The 24,451-nt window shown below is 29.4% G+C and carries 21 protein-coding genes; 11 read left to right on the top strand and 10 right to left on the bottom strand.

The features are described 5' to 3' along the window. Positions 1-70: 70 nt before the first annotated feature. Together ftsZ and FDT66_RS01670 are read left to right on the top strand one after the other, a co-directional pair. Positions 71-1,993 carry a cell division protein FtsZ gene (gene ftsZ, locus FDT66_RS01675; protein WP_138534411.1) on the top strand — a complete coding sequence of 641 codons (1,923 nt, stop codon included), beginning with the start codon at positions 71-73 and terminating at the stop codon, positions 1,991-1,993. A 218-nt stretch (positions 1,994-2,211) separates the two neighbouring features. Beyond that, entirely contained in the window at positions 2,212-2,427 is a 216-nt protein-coding gene (locus tag FDT66_RS01670; RefSeq protein ID WP_138534410.1) for a hypothetical protein, read from the top strand. Positions 2,428-2,515: 88 nt separating this feature from the next. On the opposite strand, the gene FDT66_RS01665 is transcribed toward FDT66_RS01670, so the two are convergent. Both FDT66_RS01665 and FDT66_RS01660 read right to left on the bottom strand, forming a co-directional pair. Continuing rightward, positions 2,516-3,703 (bottom strand): pyridoxal phosphate-dependent aminotransferase, encoded by a 1,188-nt coding sequence (locus FDT66_RS01665; protein ID WP_171032293.1) that lies wholly within the window; start codon positions 3,701-3,703, stop codon positions 2,516-2,518. A gap of 25 nt (positions 3,704-3,728) precedes the next feature. Then, complete coding sequence (locus FDT66_RS01660) at positions 3,729-4,820, bottom strand: fatty acid desaturase family protein (RefSeq protein WP_138534409.1); 1,092 nt, start codon at positions 4,818-4,820, stop codon at positions 3,729-3,731. Positions 4,821-4,942: 122 nt separating this feature from the next. On the opposite strand from FDT66_RS01660, the gene rsmG reads away from it, so the two are divergent. Further along, entirely contained in the window at positions 4,943-5,572 is a 630-nt protein-coding gene (gene rsmG / locus FDT66_RS01655) for a 16S rRNA (guanine(527)-N(7))-methyltransferase RsmG (RefSeq protein WP_138534408.1), read from the top strand. 118 nt (positions 5,573-5,690) lie between these two features. Next, a complete protein-coding gene (locus FDT66_RS01650) occupies positions 5,691-5,873 on the top strand; it encodes a hypothetical protein (protein ID WP_138534407.1) in 183 nt (60 codons plus the stop codon). 168 nt (positions 5,874-6,041) lie between these two features. On the opposite strand, the gene FDT66_RS01645 is transcribed toward FDT66_RS01650, so the two are convergent. From FDT66_RS01645 to lysS, 4 genes are all read right to left on the bottom strand, one after another. Then, the gene (locus FDT66_RS01645; protein WP_138534406.1) at positions 6,042-7,568 is read right to left on the bottom strand and encodes a TlpA family protein disulfide reductase; all 1,527 of its coding nucleotides are present in this window, start codon (positions 7,566-7,568) and stop codon (positions 6,042-6,044) included. 194 nt (positions 7,569-7,762) lie between these two features. Then, positions 7,763-8,287 carry a hypothetical protein gene (locus FDT66_RS01640; RefSeq protein WP_138534405.1) on the bottom strand — a complete coding sequence of 175 codons (525 nt, stop codon included), beginning with the start codon at positions 8,285-8,287 and terminating at the stop codon, positions 7,763-7,765. Positions 8,288-8,405: 118 nt separating this feature from the next. Then, on the bottom strand, positions 8,406-10,391 hold the full coding sequence (gene pulA / locus FDT66_RS01635) for a type I pullulanase (protein WP_138534404.1): 1,986 nt from the start codon (positions 10,389-10,391) through the stop codon (positions 8,406-8,408). A 110-nt stretch (positions 10,392-10,501) separates the two neighbouring features. Next, complete coding sequence (gene lysS, locus FDT66_RS01630) at positions 10,502-12,196, bottom strand: lysine--tRNA ligase (RefSeq protein ID WP_138534403.1); 1,695 nt, start codon at positions 12,194-12,196, stop codon at positions 10,502-10,504. A gap of 463 nt (positions 12,197-12,659) precedes the next feature. On the opposite strand from lysS, the gene FDT66_RS01625 reads away from it, so the two are divergent. After that, a complete protein-coding gene (locus FDT66_RS01625) occupies positions 12,660-12,914 on the top strand; it encodes a hypothetical protein (RefSeq protein WP_138534402.1) in 255 nt (84 codons plus the stop codon). 7 nt (positions 12,915-12,921) lie between these two features. Here FDT66_RS01625 and FDT66_RS01620 read toward each other — a convergent pair whose 3' ends face one another. Further along, positions 12,922-13,422 (bottom strand): DUF456 domain-containing protein, encoded by a 501-nt coding sequence (locus tag FDT66_RS01620; protein ID WP_138534401.1) that lies wholly within the window; start codon positions 13,420-13,422, stop codon positions 12,922-12,924. A 113-nt stretch (positions 13,423-13,535) separates the two neighbouring features. On the opposite strand from FDT66_RS01620, the gene FDT66_RS01615 reads away from it, so the two are divergent. From FDT66_RS01615 to FDT66_RS01590, 6 genes are all read left to right on the top strand, one after another. Continuing rightward, a complete protein-coding gene (locus tag FDT66_RS01615; protein ID WP_138534400.1) occupies positions 13,536-14,453 on the top strand; it encodes a hypothetical protein in 918 nt (305 codons plus the stop codon). Positions 14,454-14,457: 4 nt separating this feature from the next. Further along, complete coding sequence (locus FDT66_RS01610) at positions 14,458-14,826, top strand: BlaI/MecI/CopY family transcriptional regulator (protein ID WP_138534399.1); 369 nt, start codon at positions 14,458-14,460, stop codon at positions 14,824-14,826. Positions 14,827-14,828: 2 nt separating this feature from the next. Further along, entirely contained in the window at positions 14,829-16,286 is a 1,458-nt protein-coding gene (locus FDT66_RS01605; protein ID WP_138534398.1) for a M56 family metallopeptidase, read from the top strand. Further along, a complete protein-coding gene (locus FDT66_RS01600) occupies positions 16,286-17,542 on the top strand; it encodes a tetratricopeptide repeat protein (RefSeq protein ID WP_138534397.1) in 1,257 nt (418 codons plus the stop codon). Before FDT66_RS01605 ends, FDT66_RS01600 begins: the two co-directional genes overlap by 1 nt. A 73-nt stretch (positions 17,543-17,615) precedes the next feature. Further along, a complete protein-coding gene (locus FDT66_RS01595; protein WP_138534396.1) occupies positions 17,616-18,614 on the top strand; it encodes a hypothetical protein in 999 nt (332 codons plus the stop codon). Between the two features lie 43 nt (positions 18,615-18,657). After that, positions 18,658-19,137 (top strand): hypothetical protein, encoded by a 480-nt coding sequence (locus FDT66_RS01590; RefSeq protein ID WP_138534395.1) that lies wholly within the window; start codon positions 18,658-18,660, stop codon positions 19,135-19,137. A 39-nt stretch (positions 19,138-19,176) separates the two neighbouring features. Here FDT66_RS01590 and obgE read toward each other — a convergent pair whose 3' ends face one another. The 3 genes from obgE to secDF form a co-directional block, all read right to left on the bottom strand. Continuing rightward, positions 19,177-20,166 carry a GTPase ObgE gene (obgE, locus tag FDT66_RS01585; protein WP_138534394.1) on the bottom strand — a complete coding sequence of 330 codons (990 nt, stop codon included), beginning with the start codon at positions 20,164-20,166 and terminating at the stop codon, positions 19,177-19,179. Positions 20,167-20,237: 71 nt separating this feature from the next. Then, complete coding sequence (locus FDT66_RS01580; RefSeq protein WP_138534393.1) at positions 20,238-21,356, bottom strand: adenylate kinase; 1,119 nt, start codon at positions 21,354-21,356, stop codon at positions 20,238-20,240. 109 nt (positions 21,357-21,465) lie between these two features. Continuing rightward, positions 21,466-24,435: a protein translocase subunit SecDF gene (gene secDF, locus FDT66_RS01575; protein ID WP_138534392.1), complete on the bottom strand. Its 2,970-nt coding sequence runs from the start codon at positions 24,433-24,435 to the stop codon at positions 21,466-21,468. Positions 24,436-24,451 lie beyond the last annotated feature (16 nt).

The following is a 24,451-nucleotide window of genomic DNA, read 5'->3' as shown; positions in this document are numbered from 1 at the left end:
TAAAAAAATCGAAATTTATAAAGAATAAAAGAAGTAAAAAGAAAAATTAAATATTAAAAGATACGTTATTATGAGCGCAGAATTCGATAACATTTCATTTGACATGCCAAAAACACAATCAAACACCATAAAAGTAATTGGTGTTGGTGGTGGTGGAAGCAATGCAGTAAACCACATGTACACACAACAAATTAGAGGTGTAGATTTTGTGATTTGCAACACAGATGCACAAGCTTTAGAAAACAGCCCAGTACCAAATAAAATACAACTTGGTGCAAACTTAACCTCAGGTTTAGGTGCAGGTGCAAACCCAGAAATTGGTGCTAAAGCTGCTAAAGAAAGCATGCAAGAAATTCAGCAAATGTTAAATACTCAAACAAAAATGGTATTTATCACTGCAGGAATGGGTGGTGGAACAGGAACTGGAGCAGCTCCTATTATTGCAAAAATTGCAAAAGACATGGAAATTTTAACTGTAGGTATTGTTACAATGCCATTTCAGTTTGAAGGAAGAATGCGCGCAAAACAAGCACAATTAGGAATCGATCAACTGCGTCAAAATGTAGATTCTTTAATTGTAATTAATAACAACAAGCTTCGTGAAGTTTACGGAAATTTAGGTTTCAAAGCTGGTTTTTCAAAAGCAGATGAAGTTTTATCTACAGCTTCTCGTGGAATTGCAGAAGTAATTACACATCACTATAAACAAAATATCGATTTACACGATGCAAAAACAGTGCTTTCTAATAGTGGAACTGCAATTATGGGGTCTGCAAAAGAAGAAGGAAAAGCAAGAGCAAAAACAGCCATTGTAAAAGCGTTAGATTCTCCTTTATTAAACGATAATAAAATTACAGGAGCTAAAAATGTATTGTTGCTTATAGTTTCAGGAACAAATGAAGTTACCTTAGATGAAATCGGTGAAATTAACGATTACATTCAAGACGAAGCAGGTTATGATGCCAACATTATAATGGGAATTGGTGAAGATGAAGAGCTTGGAGATGCTATTGCAGTAACTATTGTAGCAACTGGTTTTGCTCCAGATCAGCAAAGTACAATTACCAATACAGAAGTTAAAAAAATTGTACATACTTTAGAAGATGAACAGAAAGCAACCTATGATTTCAGTGAAAAAACCATCACAAAATCACCAACTTTAGATCAGCCAATTTCTAATGCTTCAGATGAAAAAATTGTGCATACTTTAGAGTTAGATGATACAGAAATAATATCGGAGCCAAAATCACCAAAAATGGAATTGATTCCAACTTCAGAGTTAATTGCAAACATGCCTGTTTCTTATGATGAAATTTCTTTAGAATCTGTATCTGAAGAAGATTTTATTATTACAGATGTTACTCCAACTCCAGAAGTTGAAGAAGAAGTGGAAGAACAACCGCAGCAAATGCGAGCAGATTTATTGTTTGATTTACCTTTGAATAATGATGCTAAAAACACATCAGAAAATGACGTTGTAAACCATTTGATTGATGATGAAATTATAGAAAACAATATTGAGGTTTTTGGAGCAGAAGAAATTATTCCTGAGAAAAAAGAAGTAGAGAAACGCTATGTTTTAGAGGATTTTGATGCAAAACCAACAATAGGTAAAAGTTCTCATATTTTAGAAAAGAAACCAATAGTAGAAGAAAATGAAATTCATTTTGAGTTAAAAACGGCAAAACCACAAGCTGAAATAAATAACATAGAAACTACTAGTGAAGAGGTTTCTCCTTTAGATTTAACAATTTCTGAATTGCAACAAAGAGCAGAAGAAAGACGTAGAAAAATGAAAGGTTTCAACTATAAGTTTAACGATCAGTTAAATAAAAATATAGATGAAATTGAGCGTCAACCAGCTTATAAAAGACAAGGTGTAGATTTAAATGTAAACGCACCTATAAGTCAAACTAAAACGGCAATTAAAAAAGAAGATGACCAAATAGATTTTAAATCTAACAACTCTTTTTTACATGATAATGTAGATTAGTCATTGCAAATACACTTTATTTTAAGAACGCATCTGAAACTTTTAGATGCGTTTTTTTGTTTTTAGACGATAAATTTTACTTTTTTTTAAATTTTTTTTCTGATTGTCGTAAACCATCAAACCTATAAAGTTGGTGTTTTTTTAAATTTATGTGAGTTTTGTTCTGTAACAAAGGTAGTTACGTTTCGTCTTTCTTATATAACCAAATAAACAACATCATGAAATATTTACAATCAACATCAATTTTAGAAAGAGGAATTTTAACATCTTCATACAAACAAGAAATTAAAAAAAGTATTCAATTAGAAAAGTCTAAATCTATTTCTAAAGTAAAATCTTTAATAACAAACCATCATAAAAATATTGAAAGTGATGCTGGAACTATTTTAAGAGTAGCTTTATTTATGGTAGTAATTGTTTTGATTACTTTATAAACATACTATTTTAACAACGATAGTTGTTTTCAAAAAAAAATCCATCTTTAAAAAAGATGGATTTTAAGTTTTGATATTATTTTTAAACTTAGCTTAAAGCTTCTTTAATTCTTTTTATAGCTTCTCTAATTTGTAATTCAGAAGCTGCATATGAAATACGAATACAATTTGGTGTACCAAAAGCATCACCAGTTACAGTAGCAACATTGGCTTTTTCTAAAATAAACAAAGCAAAATCGCTTGCGTTTTCAATTTTTGTACCTTTAATAGTTTTACCAAAGAAAGCAGAAACATCTGGAAAAACGTAAAATGCACCTTCAGGAACATTTACTTTAAATCCATCAATTTCTCTTAACAATCCAATAATAATATCTCTACGAGTTTTAAACTCGTCTACCATATATTGTATTTTAGAAACAGGTGCTAAAACAGCTGTAATTGCAGCTCTCTGAGCAATACAATTTGTACCAGAGGTAATTTGTCCTTGCATTTTAGTACAAGCCTTTGCAATCCATTCTGGAGCGCCTATATATCCAATTCTCCAACCTGTCATGGCAAATGCTTTAGCCAAACCATTTACAGTTATGGTTCTATCATACATACTTTCTATAGCAGCAAAACTAAATGGTTTTGTTTCATAATTAATATGTTCGTAAATTTCGTCAGATAAAACATAAATTTGTGGATGTTTTTCTAAAACTGCAGCCAATGCTCTGTATTCTGCTTCACTATAAATAGTTCCACTAGGGTTGTTTGGAGAGTTAAAAAAAATCATTTTTGTTTTTGGCGTAATAGAAGCTTCCAATTGCTCTGGAGTGATTTTAAAATCGTTTTCTATTGAAGAAGGAATTTCTACAAAAGTTGCTTCACATAAAATAGCAATGGCAGAATAACTTACCCAATATGGAGCTGGTAATAAAACTTCATCACCAGGATTTAATAAAACTTGTGCAATGTTTGCAATAGATTGTTTTGCACCAGTAGAAACTACAACCTGACTTGGTTTATACTCTAAATTATTATCACGCTTAAACTTTACGCAAATTGCTTCTTTCAACTCTGCGTAACCATCTACTGGCGAGTATGAATTGTAGTTTTCATTTATGGCTTTAATAGCAGCATCTTTAATAAATTCTGGTGTGTTAAAATCTGGTTCACCCAAACTTAAACCAATAATATCTTTTCCTTCTGCTCGTAATTCTCTTGCTTTAGCAGCCATTGCTAAAGTTTGTGATACTGGTAAACTGTTAATTCTGTCCGATAATGGATGTTTCATTGTACTGTTAGTTGTTGTTGTTTTACTATGCCAATTCTGGCTTTTGTCCTAAAACGCCTAAATGTCTAAAATGTTCTATAATGGCTTTACGAGTTGTTTCGTATTCATTATATGGTAAATTAAACTCTTTGGCAGTTTCTTTTACAATTTTAGCTAATTTGCCATAATGTACATGAGAAATGTGTGGAAAAATATGATGTTCAACTTGATGATTTAAACCACCAGTATAGAAATTTACCAACCAGTTACTAGGGGCAAAGTTAGAGGTTGTATATAATTGGTGGACTGCCCAAGTGTGTTCTAAATTTCCATCTTTATCTGGTATAGGCATTTCTGTATTTGGTACTATATGTGCCAATTGAAATACCAAACTTAAAATCATACCAGCAGTGTAATGCATCACAAAAAAACCAAGTATTACTTTCCACCAAGCAACGTCTAAAACCAATAAAGGTAAAACAATCCAAAGTGCGTAATAAGCAATTTTAGAAATTACCAATTTCGTCCATTCAGTTCTTGGATTTGGAAATTTACCATATGATAATTTGCGTTTTAAATAACGATGCATTTGTTTTACATCTGTAGTAATTGCCCAATTTATGGTTAATAAACCGTATAAAAATATCGAATAATATTTTTGAATTTTATGAATTTTCAACCACTTAGAATGTAACGAAAAACGAATAATTCGTCCAGCATCAATATCTTCATCATGATCTTTTACATTGGTAAAAGTGTGGTGTAAAACGTTGTGTTGTACTTTCCAGTTATATACATTTCCGGCAAGTATGTAAATGCTACTTCCCATTAATTTGTTTACCCATTTTCTTTTCGAAAAAGAATCGTGGTTGGCATCATGCATTACATTCATACCAACTCCAGCCATTCCAATTCCAGTAACAACCATTAATAAAATCATTACCCATTGTGGCATAGAAACCGTTAAGATTAAAATAAATGGAATTAAGAAAAGCGAAAACATAATAATTGCTTTTGAGTACAATTTCCAGTTACCTGTTCTGTTAAGATTGTTTTCTTTAAAATATGTGTTTACTCTTTTATTTAGAGTTCTAAAAAATTTAGCTTTGTCTACTCTAGAAAAATTTATTGTTTTCATTTAGTGTTTTATAGTAAGTTGCAAAAATAACCCTTTTCGGTTTGCTTTTTATGATAAACGTCAGTTTTTGTTGCTAATTGTTTGTTAAGTATAACTATTTTTGCAACTCAAACTCTTTACAGATGGATATTATTCACAAATATTTTAAAAATTTATCAGAAACACAAATCGAACAGTTTACAAAACTCCAAGAATTATACCAAGATTGGAATTTGAAAATAAACGTAGTTTCAAGAAAAGATATTGATGAACTATACTTACGCCACGTATTACATTCTTTAGGAATTGCAAAAATAATACAGTTTAAACCGGGTTCTAAAGTAATGGATGTTGGAACTGGAGGAGGTTTTCCAGGAATTCCCTTAGCAATTTTGTTTCCAGAAACACAGTTTCATTTGGTAGATTCTATTGGAAAAAAAATTAAAGTTGTAAATGAAGTTGCTGAAGGTTTGGGGTTAACAAATGTAAAAACTACTCATGGTAGAGTAGAAGAAGTGAAAGATACTTACGATTTTATTGTGAGTAGAGCAGTGGCTCAAATGGAAACTTTTGTACGTTGGAATAAAGGTAAAATTGCTAAAAAACAAAACCACGACTTAAAAAATGGAATTTTATATTTAAAAGGTGGTGATTTAACCGAAGAATTAAAATTATATACTTCTGCTACCATTTATAATTTACCAGATTATTTTGATGAGGACTTTTTCGAGACTAAAAAAGTTGTGCATTTAGGAATGAAATACAAAGGTTAGTTTTTCAAAAGGCTTAAATTTAGACTCATATCCTATTATTTGTTGTTCATACGATGTTAGGGTTTAGAAATCTCTTTTCTTTTTTATAGTTTTACTTTTCAACTAAAAAAAGAAGAAAATGAATTTAAAAAGAACATTTGGAGCAGTTTTAACCACTTTAGGAATTATAGGATTAATTTATACAGGGTATATGGTTTTACAAGGTGGTGCAATATCATCTATGATTGTATTTGGTATTTTAGGTTTTATCTTTTTTGCTTACGGAATAAGCTTGGTAAGAACTACAAAAGATGAAGCTTAACAGTAGCTTTTAAAAAAAAATTTTTAATTTTCGCTAACGTGTTTGTATATGGTTTGTTTTGTGGTTTAAGCATCTAATTTAGCAAATACAAACCAAATAGAAAATCCGCGAAGATTTTCGTAAGTTGTTAAAAACGACTCATTAATTATAAACGAATTTGTAACACTTTTAATTGTTGTTAATATCATTTAAAGCTCCTGTAAAACTATTATACTCTGTAGGTTTTGGAGCTTTATCATTTACTAAATATCCATTTTTATCAAAAATAATATACCTTGGAATAGAATTAAGTTCAAATTTCCTTTTTAGTTGTGATTTTATAGGATTTAGCAAAAGATATTGATTATTTAAAGTTCCAAATTCTTTTAATTCTAAAGCTTTTTGTTTCCATTTTTTTGAATCTGTGTCTATTGATATATATACCCAATCTAGAAAGTGGTCCTTGGCAAACAATGCTTTATTTTTTCCTCCATTTTTAATATCATATATGCAAGGTCCACACCAACTTGCCCAGAAATCTATAACTCTATTTTTCTTACCAGTTTTTGCAAGTATATCGCTAAATGTTATTGTATCTCCTCTTAAAGTAATTAATTTTTCATCCAGAACTTCCTTAGGAGGCAACTTATTTAACAAGTCAATATTTTTTGCTGCCTCATCTATTTTTATTAAATAATTTGAATTAGGGAATAGAACTTTAAATTCTTTAATTGCTTCTTTAATGTTACTGCTATTTCTAAAAGGGCTTACCTCTATGTATTTAAGAATAGTATTGGCAAGTCCTCCTTCTTGTGCTTTATTGCTAAATTCATTTAAATATATTTTTTTTTCTATTAAAAATTGGGAGGGTGAATAAGAGTCAGTTAAATTTTGACTTAAGTGCACATAACTTCTAAGAATACCCAAATAGTTTTTAGCCTTTAATACCTTTGGATCATTCAAAAACTGAAAAGAAAGATTTCCGAAATATGATTCTGAAAATTTTAAAGAAGTTTCTATTCCATATCTTTTAGATACTTGTTCAAAATGACTTGCATCAAGTTCTTTTGCTCGTCCAGATTTGTCAATTGTTAAATGAAGAATTCTCGAATAATATTCAAATAAAATTCTAGTACGGGTTTTTTCAATAAAATCTTTGCTAACTTCAGGGTTTTTTAATATAAAGTCTTCAAATAAGCTATCTCTTTTTTGGAAAACTTTCCAACATTTATTTTTGTATTGCAATAAGTCATTTCTAAATATTGGATACTCATTTAGATACATCTTTTTGTAGAACTTATAATGATTTTTATTCGTTCCGTCTACAGATATATTTCCGTTTTTTATGATAATATTTATACTGTCTCCAGGACTAATAAAAATAGGAAGTTCATATACTTTTTTTGTACCAAATGCAAGTATTTCAATATATTGTGATTCTAATAAGTTTTCGGTTTTTAAAAAAATAGAATCGGGATGATTGAGTACTTTAAAATTTTCTGATTTTAAGTTTTTTTTAGGTACATCTAAATAAAAGAAATTTAAATATTTAAATGCTTTTGGGTCATCTGATTTACCGGTAATTATAGTTTCTATTTGTTGAACAGAATCTTTTTTTTGTAGAATTAGCTTAGCTGTTTTTGTGCTCTCTTTTTTGCAGCTTACAATAAATAATATTATAAAAAGATTAATTATATGAAGAATTGAACTTTTCATAATGTTTAATTTTTATTCTACCTATTTCAGAAAAGAACAGGCTTATAATTTGCGCTAACGTTGTTGTATATTGTTTGTTGCATGTTGCAAGCACCTAATTTAGTAAATAATTACGAACCAAGAAAGTCCGCGAGGACTTTCGTAAGTAAGCTAAAAGCCAGCAATAAATTATATAAGGTGTTGTAACAAGTTTATTAAGTTATTAATTCACAAAGTAGTTTACTTGAATTTTTATTTTGAGTAATTATAGTATAATAACTATTTATATTTAATGTTATTTTTCCAATGTTTTCTTTTGTACTGATTTTCTCAAAGATTAAATTCAAATTATAATTTTGTTTTCTTTTTTCAATTAAATGATTATCCCAACTATTCATATTTGAGGTTGAAACGAAACAGATTAATTCAAAATCATTTTTCGAGTATTTTTTTTTCGGGATTTGTTCTATTTCTAAAGTTGTATTAATCTCATAATTAAATTTAACTTTTGTATTAGATTTTTTAAATCTCTTTTTTAAGTTTTTAGCTAAATCCACATAGTAATTGGCTTCACAACCAACAACATTAAAAACAAATAAAATTGATTCAGGATTTATATATTCAGTTTTAAAATTGTTTTCAATTAATTTTATTCCTGGTTTAAACTTAATTTTATCTTGACTTTGAGAAAAGTTTATTGAAATTATGCTAAACAAAATTATTAATATTCCTTTTTTCATATTTTTTGGCAATTTTTTACAACTCTGGACGATTACGACGTCGTTTTAATGACTTATAATCGACGTTAGCGAAGTTATAATTTTTTTAATACAATTTCAACAGGGAAAACACCTGTTTTTATTTAAACAAAACTACCATAGAAGTTTTAGGAACATTAAAACTTCCAGAAACAGTTTTCTTGCCTTCAAAATCAAAAGAATCTCCTAAAACAGCAATTCGCCAAGATGTATTTAATTTGTAATTAAATGGTTTATTTTTTGCATTAAAAATGATTAAAATAGTTTTCCAAGAATCGTTATTTGCGTTGTTTTTTATTTGATAAGAAACGAGTCCATTTTCAACTTTTTGAAACTCTAAATTTTCTTGCACTTCATTTGCAGTTGGCATTCTAAAAGCAGGATGTTCTTTTCGCAAACGAATTAAATTTTGGTAATATTTTACAACATCTGCATGTTGCACTTTTAAATTCCAATTTATTTGATTGATAGCGTCTGGAGATTTATACGAATTGTGTTCTCCGTTTTTGGTGCGCATCATTTCTGAGCCAGCATGTAAAAATGGTGTTCCTTGTGAAGTTAAAACAATAGCAGTTGCCAATTTGTGCATTGCTTTTATTTCTTCTTCTGAAGCATTTGGTTGAGATATTTTTAATTTATCATAAAGTGTGTGATTGTCATGACACGAAACATAATTAATGGCTTGCCAAGGTTGGTTAGCCCAAGGTTTATCGGAATAATTTACAGCTTTGTAGTCAATTTGAGGATGATGTATAGCGCCAACAATTCCAAATTTTATAGATTCTTCTGTATTTTCTGCACCACTTACAAAACCTGTACTGTTATCATCAAAAACAGAACCTTTAATGCCATCTCTAAGGTCATCAGAAAAAGCAGCAATTTGTGGCATTTGTTGTGTGTGTTTTTTCAAAGCTCGTTTTTCTTCTGGAAGTGGCGAATTGTTTGCTGTCCAACCTTCTCCATAAATTAAGGCGTTTTTATTTATTTTTTTGACTTCAGCAGCAATTAAATTCATGGTTTCAATGTCATGAATGCCCATTAAATCGAATCGGAATCCATCTAAATGATATTCCTCTGCCCAATATTTTACAGATTCTAAAATAAATGTACGTGCCATTTTTCTTTCAGAAGCTGTTTCGTTGCCACAAGCAGCAGCATCAGAATAAGAACCATCTTTGTTGAATCTGTAATAATAATTCGGATTTTCTAAATTAAAGTTTGAGTTTTCTGTTCTTCCTGTATGATTGTAAACCACGTCTAAAATAACGCCAATATTGGCGTTATGAAATGCTTTTACCATTGTTTTGAATTCTTTAATTCGAACTTCTGCATCAAAAGGGTTTGTTGCAAAAGAGCCTTCAGGAACATTGTAGTTCTGTGGATCATACCCCCAATTGAATTGTGGCTTCTTTAAATTGGTTTCATCAATTGAATAATTATCGAAAGTAGGTAATAAATGCACGTGTGTAATGCCTAATTGTTTTATATGATCGATTGCAGTTGATATATTTAAGTTGCTTTTTGTACCCTTTTCAACCAAACCTAAATACTTTCCAGGAAAAGAAGAATTTGCATCTTTTTGAATGGTAATATCTCTAATATGTAATTCGTAAATAATGGCGTCATTTGGCGATTTTAAAGTAACATACGTATCGTTTTTCCAGTTTGTAGGATGTGTAGTTTCAAAATCTAAAACCATGGCTTTTTTACCATTTACACCAACTGCTTTTGCGTAAATTCCTGGAGTTTCTGCCAGCCATGTATCATTTATATAAACTTGATATGTATAATAAGTTCCATGTAAATCTCCTTTGATGGTTTTTGACCAAACTCCATTTTCGTCATCTTGAAGATTGTGTGTTTCAAAAACATCAGAAGCATTTCCTGTTTTGTAAAAATTAAGTTTTACAGCAGTTGCAGTAGGAGACCAGATTTTAAATGTAGTTGCTTCTTTGGAATGCGATAACCAAAGATTTTTTTCTGTAGTTGGGTATGCATCAAAATTAGCAAAAGTTGTAGGTCTTTGTTTGCAAGAGGAAATAAGCGTCATAAAAAGTAAAAAAGAAAATAGTTGAGATACTTTCATATCGTGAATTTAGATTGAAAGTAGAAAGTTCTTCAATTTTATTGGAAGTAACAAAAAAAAAGGAACTACATTTCTGTAATTCCTTTATATATTTATGTTTTAAAAAACTTTTATAAAGCTTCCACAAACAAACCTTCGTCTGTTTTCGAAACTTTGGCAACGTCTTTTTTTGTTAAACCTTTAATGGTTTTGTCCCACTTTTTGTTAGACAAACCAGATTGTGTTTTAAGAGCATTTAATTCAATGTTTTCTGATTTTGAAAGTATGGCAAGTACTGCAATTTCATCATCATTCAATTCTACTGCAGGTGCTTTTTTCTCTGGTCGCATTTGAGGGAAAAACAATACTTCTTGTATAGATTGATTGTTGGTTAAAAACATAATTAACCTGTCCATACCAATTCCCATTCCAGATGTTGGAGGCATACCATATTCTAAAGCACGTAAAAAATCTTCATCAATAAACTCAGTCGCTTCATCATCACCTTTTTTAGCCAATTTTAATTGATGCTCAAAACGCTCACGTTGGTCAATAGGGTCATTTAATTCAGAGTATGCATTGGCAATTTCTTTACCACAAACCATTAATTCAAAACGTTCAGTCAATTCTGGGTTTTCTCTATGTTCTTTACATAAAGGACTCATTTCTTTAGGATAATCTGTAATAAAAGTTGGTTGAATGTAATTTCCTTCACATTTTTCACCAAAAATTTCATCAATTAATTTTCCTTTCCCCATAGTTTCATCAACATCAATATTCATGCTTTTAGCAGCTTCTCTAATTTCTGCCTCAGTTTTATTGTAGATGTCAAAACCAGTAAATTCTAAAATAGAATCACGCATGGTAATTCTTTTATAAGGCGCTTTAAAATTAATTTTATGTTCGCCAAAAGTAGCTTCAGAAGTTCCGTTAACAGCAACAGCACAATGTTCTAACAATTGCTCGCAGAAATCCATCATCCAATTGTAATCTTTGTAAGAAACGTAAATTTCCATGGCTGTAAATTCAGGATTGTGCGTTCTGTCCATTCCTTCATTTCTAAAGTTTTTCGAGAATTCATACACACCATCAAAACCACCAACAATTAATCTTTTTAAGTACAATTCATTTGCAATTCTCATATATAAAGGAATGTCTAAAGAATTGTGATGCGTAATAAAAGGTCTTGCAGCTGCACCACCAGGAATTGGTTGTAAAACAGGAGTTTCTACCTCAAAATAACCAGCATTATTAAAAAAAGAACGCATAGCATTAAACAATTTTGTTCTTTTAATAAATACCTCTTTTACACGTGGGTTCACTACTAAATCTGCATAACGTTGTCTGTAACGCATTTCAGGATCTGTAAATGCATCATACGTTTTACCATCTTTTACTTTTGGTATTGGCAAAGGCTTTAATGATTTAGATAGTAAGGTAAATTCTTTTACCATTACTGTTTTTTCACCCACTTTTGTAGTAAATAAAGTTCCTTTAATACCCACAAAATCTCCTAAATCTAGCAATTTCTTAAAAACATCATTGTATAATGTTTTGTCTTCACCTTCGCAAATTTCATCTCTATTAAAATACAATTGTATTCTACCTTCACCATCTTGTAACTGACCAAAAGAAGCTTTACCCTGTATGTTTATCACCATTAAACGTCCAGCAATAATAACTTCTTTTCCTTCAGAAAAGTTTTCTTTAATTTCTTTAGAATTAGAGTTTATTGGAAATAAATCTGCTGGATAAGGATTAATACCTAAATTTCTTAATTTGGTTAACTTTTGTCTACGTACAACTTCTTGTTCTGATAATTGCATTGCTAATAATTTAGTGATGAATTTTTAAGACTGCAAAGATACAATGTTTCCATAATTTATAGGTTGCAGAATTCAATAAAATAACTATTAAAAGTTGCAGAAACTGTAAAACATCGTATATTTGCACGCTACTTTTTGTTGAAGTAGCATTAGTTGTGTTGTTTGGCACTTTAGTAAAAGTGTCGTGGTTTTGTTAACCAATGGAAAGCTTCCCTTAAATGGGACGCTTTTTTTTTGCTTTCTAGCAAACAAAACTTCATCAATTTTTTGAAGCTATTTCCTGCTTTTCGTTATATCTTTTTTTGTGAAAAACAAAAAAAGGATGCCACTACAATCAGGGCTAAATTTGTTTGCCATTTATAGGCATGTTTTAATATAATGATGTCTTTAACAGCTTTATTTATAGGCTGTTTATTTTAATAAGTCATAAATTTTTACGATATTTAAAGGAAATAAAAATATTATGGACGATAAAACAAGAAAAAGAATTGACACAATGAATGCTGTTTTGGTAAAAATGGAAGACATTAAAAACTCACAGCAAAGTTTAATAGAAAAAGTTGGGCAAGTAGAAGTGGCACTTTTTGATATTAAATCTGAAACATTAGATGCAGAACTAGAAAAAGTAATGACCAATGCCAGTAAATCTTTCGACATTATAAAAGATGCTATTGAAGCATTTGAAATGAAACGAAACAGAATTGAAAATGAGGCGTAAGTTCATTTTAAAAAAAGGCATTTTTATAGTGCCAAAACTTCATTAAAAATAAAATTACAAACCCACAAGCAACTGCAAATTTTATAGTAGCAGAAGCTAATAAGCCAATAAAAGAACCAACAGAAGCTTTAAATGCTCTGTTGGTATCTTTACTGTTATATAAAATTTCTCCAATAAAAGCACCTAGAAAAGCACCAATTAAAATTCCAAATGGAATGGGTGAAAACAATCCAATTATCAAACCTATAGTGGTTCCGTAAACACCAAATTTACTTCCTCCAAAACGTTTAGTGCCCATAGCTGGTATAATATAATCTAATATCCAAATAAAAATTGCGATACCTAAAGTTATTCCTAAAAAAGTCCAATTCATAGGAATAACAGTGGTAAAATGTAAAACCAATAAACCAAACCAACCTGTTAAAGGTCCTGGTAAAATGGGTAAAAACGAGCCAATTATTCCAAGAATAACCAATAAAAATCCAATAAAAAGTAATAAAATATCCATAGTTAGTTTATAACTAAAACGAAAATACAAAACCTTTGTTACAATACTTTATAACTAAAAAATTAGTTTAAACTAATTTTTTAGTTATATTTGTTTCGTCAAAAACCTTTTTTATGAAAAAAATAGTTTTTCAAACGCTCATATTTGCAGCATTATTTATACTCAATGTAGGTTTTGCACAACAAAGAGCAGATGATGTAGTGATACCAGAAATAGAAAAACCAAGGTTCAAAAAAAATACAGGACCAATAGTATATATAGATCAGAGTCATCAAAATTTTCATCAAAAATCAGGAAGATTCAAACCTTTTTCAGAGTTGTTGACTTCAGATGGTTACAAAGTAGATAGCATTATCAATTTAAAAAAACTAAATACAAACGATATTTTAGTGATTGCAAATCCCATTCATTCAAATAACGTTCGTAACTGGAGAAGACCTATTCATTCAGCATTTACAGAAAAGGAAATTTTATACTTAAAAAATTGGGTAGAAAAAGGAGGGAAGTTATTATTAATTGCAGATCATATGCCTTTTGCAGGTGCTAGCAATAGTTTGGCAAATACTTTTGGATTCAATTTTTGTGACGGTTTTGCATATTTAAACAAAGAGAGTAGGAATTTGCCTGATATTTTTTCAACTTCTAATAAACGATTATTAGATACGGATATCACAGATGGAACTTTTGGAAATAAAATAAACGCTATAACAACATTTACGGGTTCAGCTTTTACCATTCCAGAGAAAGCAAAAGGAATTTTACAGTTTAAAAAAGACGATTATTGTTTAGTACCAGAAATAGCATGGCAATTTTCTGATAGTACTCCAAATTCAGATTTAGAAAATAGTTATCAAGGGGCAATTTTAAATTTTGGCAAAGGAAAAGTTGCGGTTTTTGGAGAAGCTGCTATGTTTACAGCACAAACCATAACAAATAATTCAGGAACATTTAGGTTTGGTTTTCATTCAAGTGATGCACCAAATAATATTCAATTTATAAGAAACGTACTTTATTGGTTAAGTAAAAAATAAAATTATGAGTAAACAATTAACAAAAGCAGAGGAGCAAATAATGCAAGTTTTATGGGATTTGAAAGAAGCATCAGTAAAAGATGTTATTGAAATGTTACCCAAACCAAAACCTGCGTACAATACAGTATCTACCATTATAAGAATTTTAGAAAACAAAGAATTTGTAACCCATAAAGCTGTGGGTAGAGGTTTTGTGTATTATCCAAAAATAGATAAAGAAACTTATAGTAATCAAAGTTTACACAAATTAATGAATGGCTATTTTGATGGCTCTTTTAAAAGTATGGTATCCTTTTTTGTAAAGGAAAACAAAATGGATGTAAAAGAATTGGAGTCCATTTTAAAGGAAGTGAATAAAAACAAAAAAGAATAGTTATGATAAATTATATAATTCAAGTCATATTATTTCAAATTTTATTTTTGGCTGTTTATGATTTCTTTTTAAGTAAAGAAACCTTTTTTATAAAAAACAGGTGGTATTTGTTAAGCACACCAATTGTATCTTTTTTGTTGCCATTGGTAAAAATACCCACGTTTCAAAAAGTAGTTTCACAAGAATATGTAGTTTATTTACCAGAAATTGTTTTATCTCCAGAAAAAGTAATTCAAGAAACTTCTTGGTATCCATCCATAAATTATATTGATGTGTTATTTAGTTTAGGTGTAGTGTTTTTTGCACTATTATTTATAACAAAACTTGTCAAAATAATTCTTTTAATTAGGTCTTGTAAGTTAGATAAAAAGGATGGATATACGTTGGTTTTAATTCCGAATCAAACCAAAGCATTTTCTTTTTTCAACTATATTTTTTTAGGAAATAATATTCCAAAATCTCAAAAAGAACAAATCATTGCCCACGAATTGGTACATAGCAAACAAAAACACTCTTTAGATTTATTGTTGTTTGAGTTTTTAAAAATTGTAATGTGGTTTAATCCTATGATTTTTATTTACCAGAAGAGAATTACTTTAATACACGAATATATTTCTGATGAAGTTGCTGCAAAATCTGCCCCTAAAGAAAACTATATCAATCAATTATTATCAAACTTTTTTCAAGTTGAAAACATTGCTTTTATCAACCAATTTTATAAACAGACATTCATTAAAAAAAGAATTATTATGATGACGAAAAACAAATCAAAAAAAATGAATCAGCTTAAATATTTGTTACTGATTCCAGTTTTAGGAATCATGTTATTTTACACTTCTTGTGCTAATAAACAAGAAAGCAAGGAAATTTCGGCATCAGAAAAGTTACTAATTCAAAATCAAAAAATTAAAGAAATAGAATTGCAAAATATAATTTTAGAGAATAAATTGTTAAAAGATTCAATTAAAAAATTAAAAAAAGAAAAATTCTATGTCGAAAAATTGAGTGATTATATGAAAAAGAAATTATTTGAAGAACAAAAATCAAACTCAAAAGCTTTTGAAGATTTAGGAATTGTTACAAAAGAAGAAAGAAAAGAAGTTTCATTTATGACCATAGATAAAGCACCAACTTTTCCTAGTTGTGATTCTGGAGATAAAGATTGTTTCCACAAAATGGTTCAAAAACATTTTGTCAGAAATTTTGATGCAGAAATGCCTAAAAAATTAGGTTTATCTCCCGGAAGAAAAAAAGTTTTTATAGGTTTTAAAGTCGATTATAATGGAAATGTTACAGACGTTGTTGCAAGGGCTCCACATCCAAAAATTAAAGACGAAGTGATAAGAGTTATGAATGCGTTACCAAGAATGATTCCTGGAGAACAAGATGGCAAAAAAGTGAACGTAAAATACTCAATTCCGTTTACACTTTTTGTAGAAGATAACACCAAAAACGAATAATGAAAAAGAAAGTTTTAATACTCTTATTATTCACAATTTTAAAAGTTGAAGCGCAATCTTCAACTTTTTCTGTTGTAGATAGTTTGTTTGAAAAAGGAAGATACAAATTAGCTTTAAAAAAGCTAAAACAAATACAATTACCTTCTTTTTTAACGAATTACAAAACAGCCATTATTTATGAATCGATAGATAATTACCAACAAACGGCTTACTTTTTAGAAAAAGCATTGCAATTTCAAGACGATGAAAAAGCAAAAATTAAATTAGCAAGAGCATATCAAAGACTTCAGCAAACTCATAAAGCCATAAAAATTTATGAAGAAGTTGTTGCAAAAGATCCTCTAAACTTGGTGCTTAAATATCAATTAGGCAAGTTGTACTTAGCAAAGGGTAATCATAAAAAGGCAATTCCGTTATTTAAAAAATTAATAGAACAAGATGTTTCAAATGCCAATTATTCTTATCAATTAGCGTTAGCTTACGCGCAAAAAAATGATAGAGACAGAATGATAAATAGTTTTATTGATACATTTAAAAAAGATACAACCCACCTAAAAGCAATCGCTTATTTAGCCTCAAGTTTTCACAAGTTAAAAGATGTAGACTCTACACAATTATTTGTTGAAAAAGGATTGTTGCTAAATAAAAATCATATCAATTTAAATAAATTGAAAATAAATCAATTATATCGTGAAGAAAAATATTTAGAAAGCATACCATTACTACTAAATTTAGATACGATAGATAAAAAAGATACCTATAGCATTTCTATGTTAGGTAGAACTTATTATAACCTAGATAGTTTAGAGCAATCAAAAAAATATTTTAAAAAACTCACAAGAGTAGATCCTGAAAATTTTAAAGCATTTACTCATTTAGGGCATATTGCTTTAAAAGAAAAAGATTATAGAACTGCTTGGTTTAGTTATCAAGTAGCAACTACTAGAGGTAAAGAAAAAAGAGACGAAGAATATTATGGTTTGGCAACCATGTATTATGAAACCAATAAACCCAAACAAGCCCTTGTTAACTTCGAAAAAGCTTATAAAGAAAATTACAAAAACTATAAAGCGTTATATCAATTAGCAACAATTTCTGACGATTATTATAAAGACAAGCAAATAGCTTATAAATACTATAAAAAATATATAGAAACTTTTGAGGATAAAGACCAAGACATGACCAACTTCATAAAAAAGAGAATTGCGTTAATAAAAGAAGATTATTTTATGAGAGGTGAAAAGTTAGATAGATAAATGATTAAAATTTAGTAATTTCACGCTTTAAATAGGAAGCTGTAAGAGCTGTTTTTATTACTAAATTTATTTTATGAAATTTTTACTTTCTTTTTTTATCTGTATTTTTTTAACTACACAAGTTTTTTCTCAAGACAAAAAAGCAATTGCAAGTGTTTATTTTAAAAGAGCGCAAAAAAGTTACGAAGACAAAGATTTAGAAAAAACCACCAATTATTTAGAAAAAACAAGAGAATATTATGGAGGCATTGTTAAAGAAGACATAGCCGTTTTTGGAGCTAAATATTATTTTGAATTAGGTGAGCATAAAAAAGCAGAAGATTACTTTAAAGCGTTTTTTAAAATTCATAAAAGTAAAAAATCAAAAATTTATAATACAATGTTGTTAATGTACACTAATAATTTAGATGCACAGGAAAATCCTAAGTGGTTTCAAAAACAACAAGAAGAAAAAAATAAAGAACGAGAATTTGCTCTAAGAAAAGCATATACAGAGGCAAAAAGCAATTTCAAAAATAAACAATACAAAGAAGCTTTAGAAGCTATCAAAACGTTTAACTCTTTAAAGCCTGATGTAAATTCAGTAGAATATTTAGAGATTCAAGCATTAAAAAATGATGTTGAAACAGCTTTAAACCCTTCAGCAAAACCAGTTTCAGATAAAACAGAAAATGTACCAACTCCAGATGTTGAAATTATTACAGTAAAAGACGATAAAGCAATTTCATTTGAGGTTGTTGAAAAAGCACCTATTTTTCCTGGTTGTACAGCAACAAATTCTTTAGAATTAAATGAATGTTTTAATGAAAAAGTAAAAAAACATTTTTCAGAAAAATTTAGTAAAAGGGTAATTAAAAGTATGAGTTCTTCTAGCTCAAAATTAATTTATATCGTTTTTATTATTGATAAAAACGGAAAAGTAAGTCCTGTTGATGCAAGAACTACAAACCCAAAACTAAAAACAGAAGCCTTAAAAGTAACAAAAGCATTACCAAAAATGAAACCAGGAATGCAAGATGGTAAATTGGTAAGTGTTACATATTCTTTTGCTTATATAATTGATGATATATAGTTATGAAATTAATATTGTTTAAAAAAATGCTTTAAATTTGAGAATGAATTTTCGTTTTTTTCTTTTTCAGATACTTATAATAAGCTTCTGCATTTCTTGTGATAAATTTTCATTTAAGAAAAATAAGCAGATTCAAGAAATTGATACGATTGTTAATTTTTCTTCCGTAGACACATATCCGTCTTTTAAAGATTGCGATTCTTTAATAGCAAAAAAAGCACAAGAAAATTGTTTTAGAAATACCATTCATGCTACAATAGGAGCAAAGTTACAAGAACATAAATTTACGATTAGAGATTCAATTTCCGAAATAATATATGTGGATTTGTTAATAGATGCTAACGGTAAAATTACGTTACAAGAAATAGAATCTTCAAAAAATATTCAAACTCAATTACCAAAATTAGATAGTGTTTTAAGAATTTCTGTTGAAAGTATTCCAACTATTTTTCCAGCAATAAAAAGAGGTATTCCTGTTACAACAAAATACAAGCTTCCTATTAAAATTGAATTAAAAGAGTAGATTTTTTTAAGACTAACTAATATTTTAAATGTTAAAAAACTAATTTAACATTTGCCACAATTTGTCTTTTAGCTTTTGCAAACCAATTTCTGCAACAGACGAAATAAATATTGTTTCAACACCTTTTGGTAGTTCTTCTTTTATTTCGGCAATCAACTCTTCATCTAACATATCCGTTTTAGAAATTGCTAACAATCTTTCTTTATCTAGCAATTCAGGATTGTGTTTTTTAAGTTCATTTAAAAGTATTTCATACTCTTTGTTAATATCATCACTATCAGCCGGAATTAAGAATAATAATGCAGAATTACGTTCGATATGACGTAAAAAACGATGTCCTAATCCTTTTCCTTCTGCAGCACCTTCTATAATACCAGGAATATCTGCAATAACAAATGTTTGATGATTTCTGTGTTCAACAATACCTAAGTTGGGCTTTAAAGTCGTAAAAGCATAATCTGCAATTTTAGGTTTTGCAGCTGTTAAAACAGATAATAAAGTTGATTTACCAGCGTTTGGAAAACCTACCAAACCAACATCCGCTAATAGCTTTAATTCAATTCTAAACCAACCTTCTTTTCCATCAATACCTGGTTGTGCGTATCTTGGAGTTTGGTTGGTAGAAGATTTAAAATTCCAATTTCCTAAACCACCTTTTCCACCAGGTAATAATATAACTTCTTTTTGGTGTTCTGTTATTTCATGAAGAATTTCATCAGTGTCTGCATCTCTAACAATAGTACCTAAAGGAACATCAATATAAATATCTTTTGCATCATGTCCAGTACTTCTGCTTGCGCTTCCAGCACCACCACTTTCAGCTCTAAAATGACGTTTAAATTTTAGGTGAAAAAGCGTCCACATATTTTTGTCTCCGCGTAAAATAATATGTCCTCCACGTCCACCATCACCACCATCAGGGCCACCTTTGGTAATGAATTTTTCTCTATGCAAATGCACAGAACCCTGCCCACCTTTTCCAGACGATGCGTAAATTTTTATGTAGTCAACGAAATTCCCTTCAGTCATTTTTTTATGTTTAAAGTTCAAAACTTAATATTCAAAGTTGAATCTTGAATATTAAGTTTTGAACTTTGAATTTATAATGTATCAAACACTTTTGCGATACGTTGTGTAATTTCTTTGATTGAGCCTACGCCATTTATTCCATAATATTTATTTTGAGCATCAAAATAATCTTTTAGAACTGCTGTTTTTGTATTGTATTCGTTAAAACGATTTCTTATTTTCCCTTCATCAGTATCATCTGTTCTTCCGCTAGTTTTTCCTCTCTCCAACAAACGTTCTACTAATAAATCTTCTGGTACTTCTAAAGCAATCATTCCATTTATTTGCTCGCCTTTTTCTGTTAAAAAAGCATCTAAAGCTTCAGCTTGAGATTGGGTTCTTGGAAATCCGTCAAAAATAAAACCTTTTGCATTGGCGTTTTTTTCTACTTCTGCTTTTAACATGTTTATGGTTACTTCATCAGGAACTAAATCTCCTTCATCCATATATTTTTTAGCCAACAAGCCCAATTCTGTTTCATTTTTAATATTGAAACGAAAAACGTCTCCAGTAGAAATGTGTACCAAATTATACATTTCTTTTAAAAATTCTGCTTGTGTTCCTTTTCCTGCTCCTGGAGGGCCAAATAATACAATGTTTTTCATTTTTGGTGGTGTTGATAGTTGATATATTTCTGAATAATTTCTGCCTAAACCATTATAATCTAATCCGTAACCAACTATAAATTTATCTGAAATGCTTTTTCCTATATAATTTATAGGTAGTTCTTTTCTAAAAACGTCTGGTTTAAAAAATAAGGTGGCTACTTTTAGTTGTTTTACATTCTTGTTTCTAAAGATATTATAAATTTCTTGAAGTGTTGTTCCTGTATCTATAATGTCTTCTAAAATAATTACAGTTCTACCAGTTAAATCTTCATTTATACCTACTAATTGTTTTACATTTTCGGTAGATGAGGTTCCTTGGTAGGAGGCTAACTTTACAAAAGAAACTTCGCAATTTCCTTCAAACTCTCTAATAAAATCGGCAGCAAATAAAAAGCACCCGTTTAAAATTCCTACAAAAATTGGGACTTCATCTTTTGGAAGATCTCTTTTTACCTTTTGTGCAAGATATTTTACGATACTTTTAATTTCGTTTTCAGAAATAAAAGGTTTAAAATATAAATCGTGAAGTTTTATAATACTCATAGAGTGCAAATATAACTGCTATTGATTAAATAGAAAAACCGTTTTCTTTACGTTACTAAAACAAAAGTTTAGCCTAAAGAAAACGGTTTTTATTTATTTTTATTAGAACTTATTTGTTCTTTTTTTCTTTTATAGAAGCATCATACATAATTGGTGTTGCTACAAATAATGATGAGTATGTACCAACAATTACTCCAACTATTAATGCAAACATAAACCCTTTAATAGAATCTCCACCAAATAAGAAAATAGCTAACATTACTAATAATGTTGTTAAAGATGTGTTTATGGTTCTTCCTAATGTAGAACTAACTGCTTTATCAACATTTTCTCCTAAAGGTCTGTTTTTGTAGTCTCCAACAAATTCTCTAATTCTATCAAAAATTACCACAGTATCATTTAAGGAGTAACCTACTACTGTTAAAATTGCGGCTATAAAAGATTGTCCAATTTCCATGTCAAAAGGCATAAAACTGTATGTTATTGAGAATACACCCAATACAATTAATACATCGTGAAAAACAGCAACTACAGCTCCAATAGAGTAAGATATTTTTCTGAATCGTAATAAGATGTATAAGAAAACAACTAATAATGATCCAAAAACGGCATATAAAGCATCTGTTTTAATATCATCTGCAATGGTTGGTTCTACTTTCATGTAACTCATTACTCCTGCACCTTGTTTTTCAAAACCTGGTTTAAAGTTTTCGTAAGTAGTGTTTCCTAAATAAGGTTTTAAACCTGTAAATAAAGTGTTTTGTACTTCTTCATCTACTTCTTGACCTTCTTCCTCAATTCTATAAACAGTTGTTATTTTTAATTGATTGTCTGAACCATATGTTTTAACTTCTGGAGCAGTTCCAAAAGCATCTTTTAAAGTTCCTGCAACTTCAGTAGCACTCATAGATTCGTCAAAACGAACAACATAAGAACGACCTCCTTTAAAATCTACTCCTTGTTTTAATCCAATAGAGAAAATAGAAGCGATTCCTGCTAAAATAATTGCTCCAGAAATGATGTATGCAATTTTACGTTTCTTTAAAAACTCAACATTTATATTTTGGAACCATCCTTTAGAAAAAGAGGTGTTAAAAGTTAAGTTTGTTCCTTTATTTATAGCTCCATCAATTAGTAAACGAGTAATAAATACAGCAGTAAATAAAGAGGTAGCAATACCAATCATTAACGTTAAGGCGAAACCCTTAATTGGTCCTGACCCAAAAACATATAAAATAATACCTGTTAATAAGGTAGTAATGTTTGCATCTATAATTGCAGAAAGTGCTCCTTTTACAGAGAAACCTTCTTCCACAGATTGTTTTAAACCTTTTTTACCAAATAAACCTTCTTTAATTCTTTCGAAGATAATTACGTTCGCATCAACTGACATACCAATGGTTAATATAATACCAGCAATACCAGGTAAAGTTAACACAGCATTAAACGATGCCAAAATACCGAAGATGAATAAAATGTTTACTAATAAAGCAACATCTGCAAATAAACCAGCTTTTCCATAGTATAAAATCATCCAAATTAAAACTAAGAAAATAGCCAAACCAAATGATAGGAAACTGGCATCAATTGCTTCTTGACCTAAAGAAGGTCCAACAACTTCTATTTGAATAATTCTTGCAGCTGCTGGTAATTTACCTGCTTTTAAAACGGTTGCAATGTCCTCAGCTTCTTCAATAGTCATGCTTCCACCTGAAATGCTAGACATGCTTCCTAGTTTTTGATTAATTTTTGGTGCAGTATATACATAATCATCTAAAACGATGGCGACAAACTTACCAATATTATCTCCTGTTAATTTAGACCACTGTTTAGTTCCAGAGCTGTTCATAGTCATAGAAACCTCAGGTTTGTTTAATTGATCAAATACTTGAGCAGCATCTAAAATTACATCACCTTCAATATTTGCTTTGTCATTTCTGTTAGATTTTATTGCATATAAACCAATAATTTCTGTTCCGTCATCACTTTTATTAGTTTTATAATCCCACAAGAACTTTACATATCTTAATTCGCTTGGTAATAAATCTCTAATTTCTTTTTTCTTCAATAAGCTATTTACTCTTGCAGTATCTGTAACTTTAGCTTGAGCAACTAAAGAGCTAACTTGTTGTTGAGACTGTGCAACTACTGGAAATAAGTATGTAAATAAATTTTTCTGAACCTTGGTAGAATCTGGAGTTTCACCTAAAAGATCATCAATGTCATCTTTTTTAGTAGAGTCTTTTACTTGTTCTGTTACAGTATCATCTTTTAATAATTCAGCAACTTTTGCATTTGCAGAAAAGAAAAAACCTTGTACTTCTGCATTGGTGTAAACTTCCCAAAATTGTAATTCAGCTTTACTTGTAATTAACTTAGTAACACGCTCAATGTCTTTAGCTCCTGGTAATTCAATTTGAATTCTTCCAGAATTTCCAATTCTTTGGATGTTTGGAGATGTAACTCCAAATTTATCAATTCTACTTCTTAATACTTCGAAAGCAGTACCAATAGAACTATTTATTTCTTCTTGTAAAGTTTCTCTTACTGAAAAATTATCTTCGTTAAAAGAAATTTTATCACTTAATGCCTTTGTTCCAAAAATAGAAGGGTCACTTAATTTAGTATCTTCAGCTACTTTTTCAAATTCTTCAAAAAATAAATCTAAGTAGGTAGCATTACTACTTTTTTGTCTTTCATCTGCACTCTCTAAAGCTTTATTAAAAGCTTCGTTTTTAGAATCGTTAGATAAGCTTCTTAAAACCTCTTTTACAGAAACTTGTAAAATGGCGTTGATACCACCTTTTAAGTCAAGACCAAGATTCATTTCTTTGTCTCTAACGTCATTATAGCTGTATTTTGTTACACCTAAATCTAAAACATCTTTATTGGCAACACTATCTAAGTACTTTGTTTCTAAAGCAGCTTTTTGTCTTGCATCATTGTCAACCACATTATTTTCAGCGTAAGCTTTTGCGTCATTTTCTACCTTAGTAGCAAAAAATGTAAATGATAATTGGTATAAACTTACTAATCCGAAAAGGATAGCAAATAATTTAATAAGTCCTTTATTTTGCATTTTGTATTATTTTAGT

The organism is Polaribacter aestuariivivens, assembly GCF_005885675.1.
Taxonomy (GTDB): Bacteria; Bacteroidota; Bacteroidia; order Flavobacteriales; family Flavobacteriaceae; genus Polaribacter; species Polaribacter aestuariivivens.
Note: the sequence above shows the minus strand (reverse complement) of the source record. Positions and strands in the feature narration are given on the sequence as shown.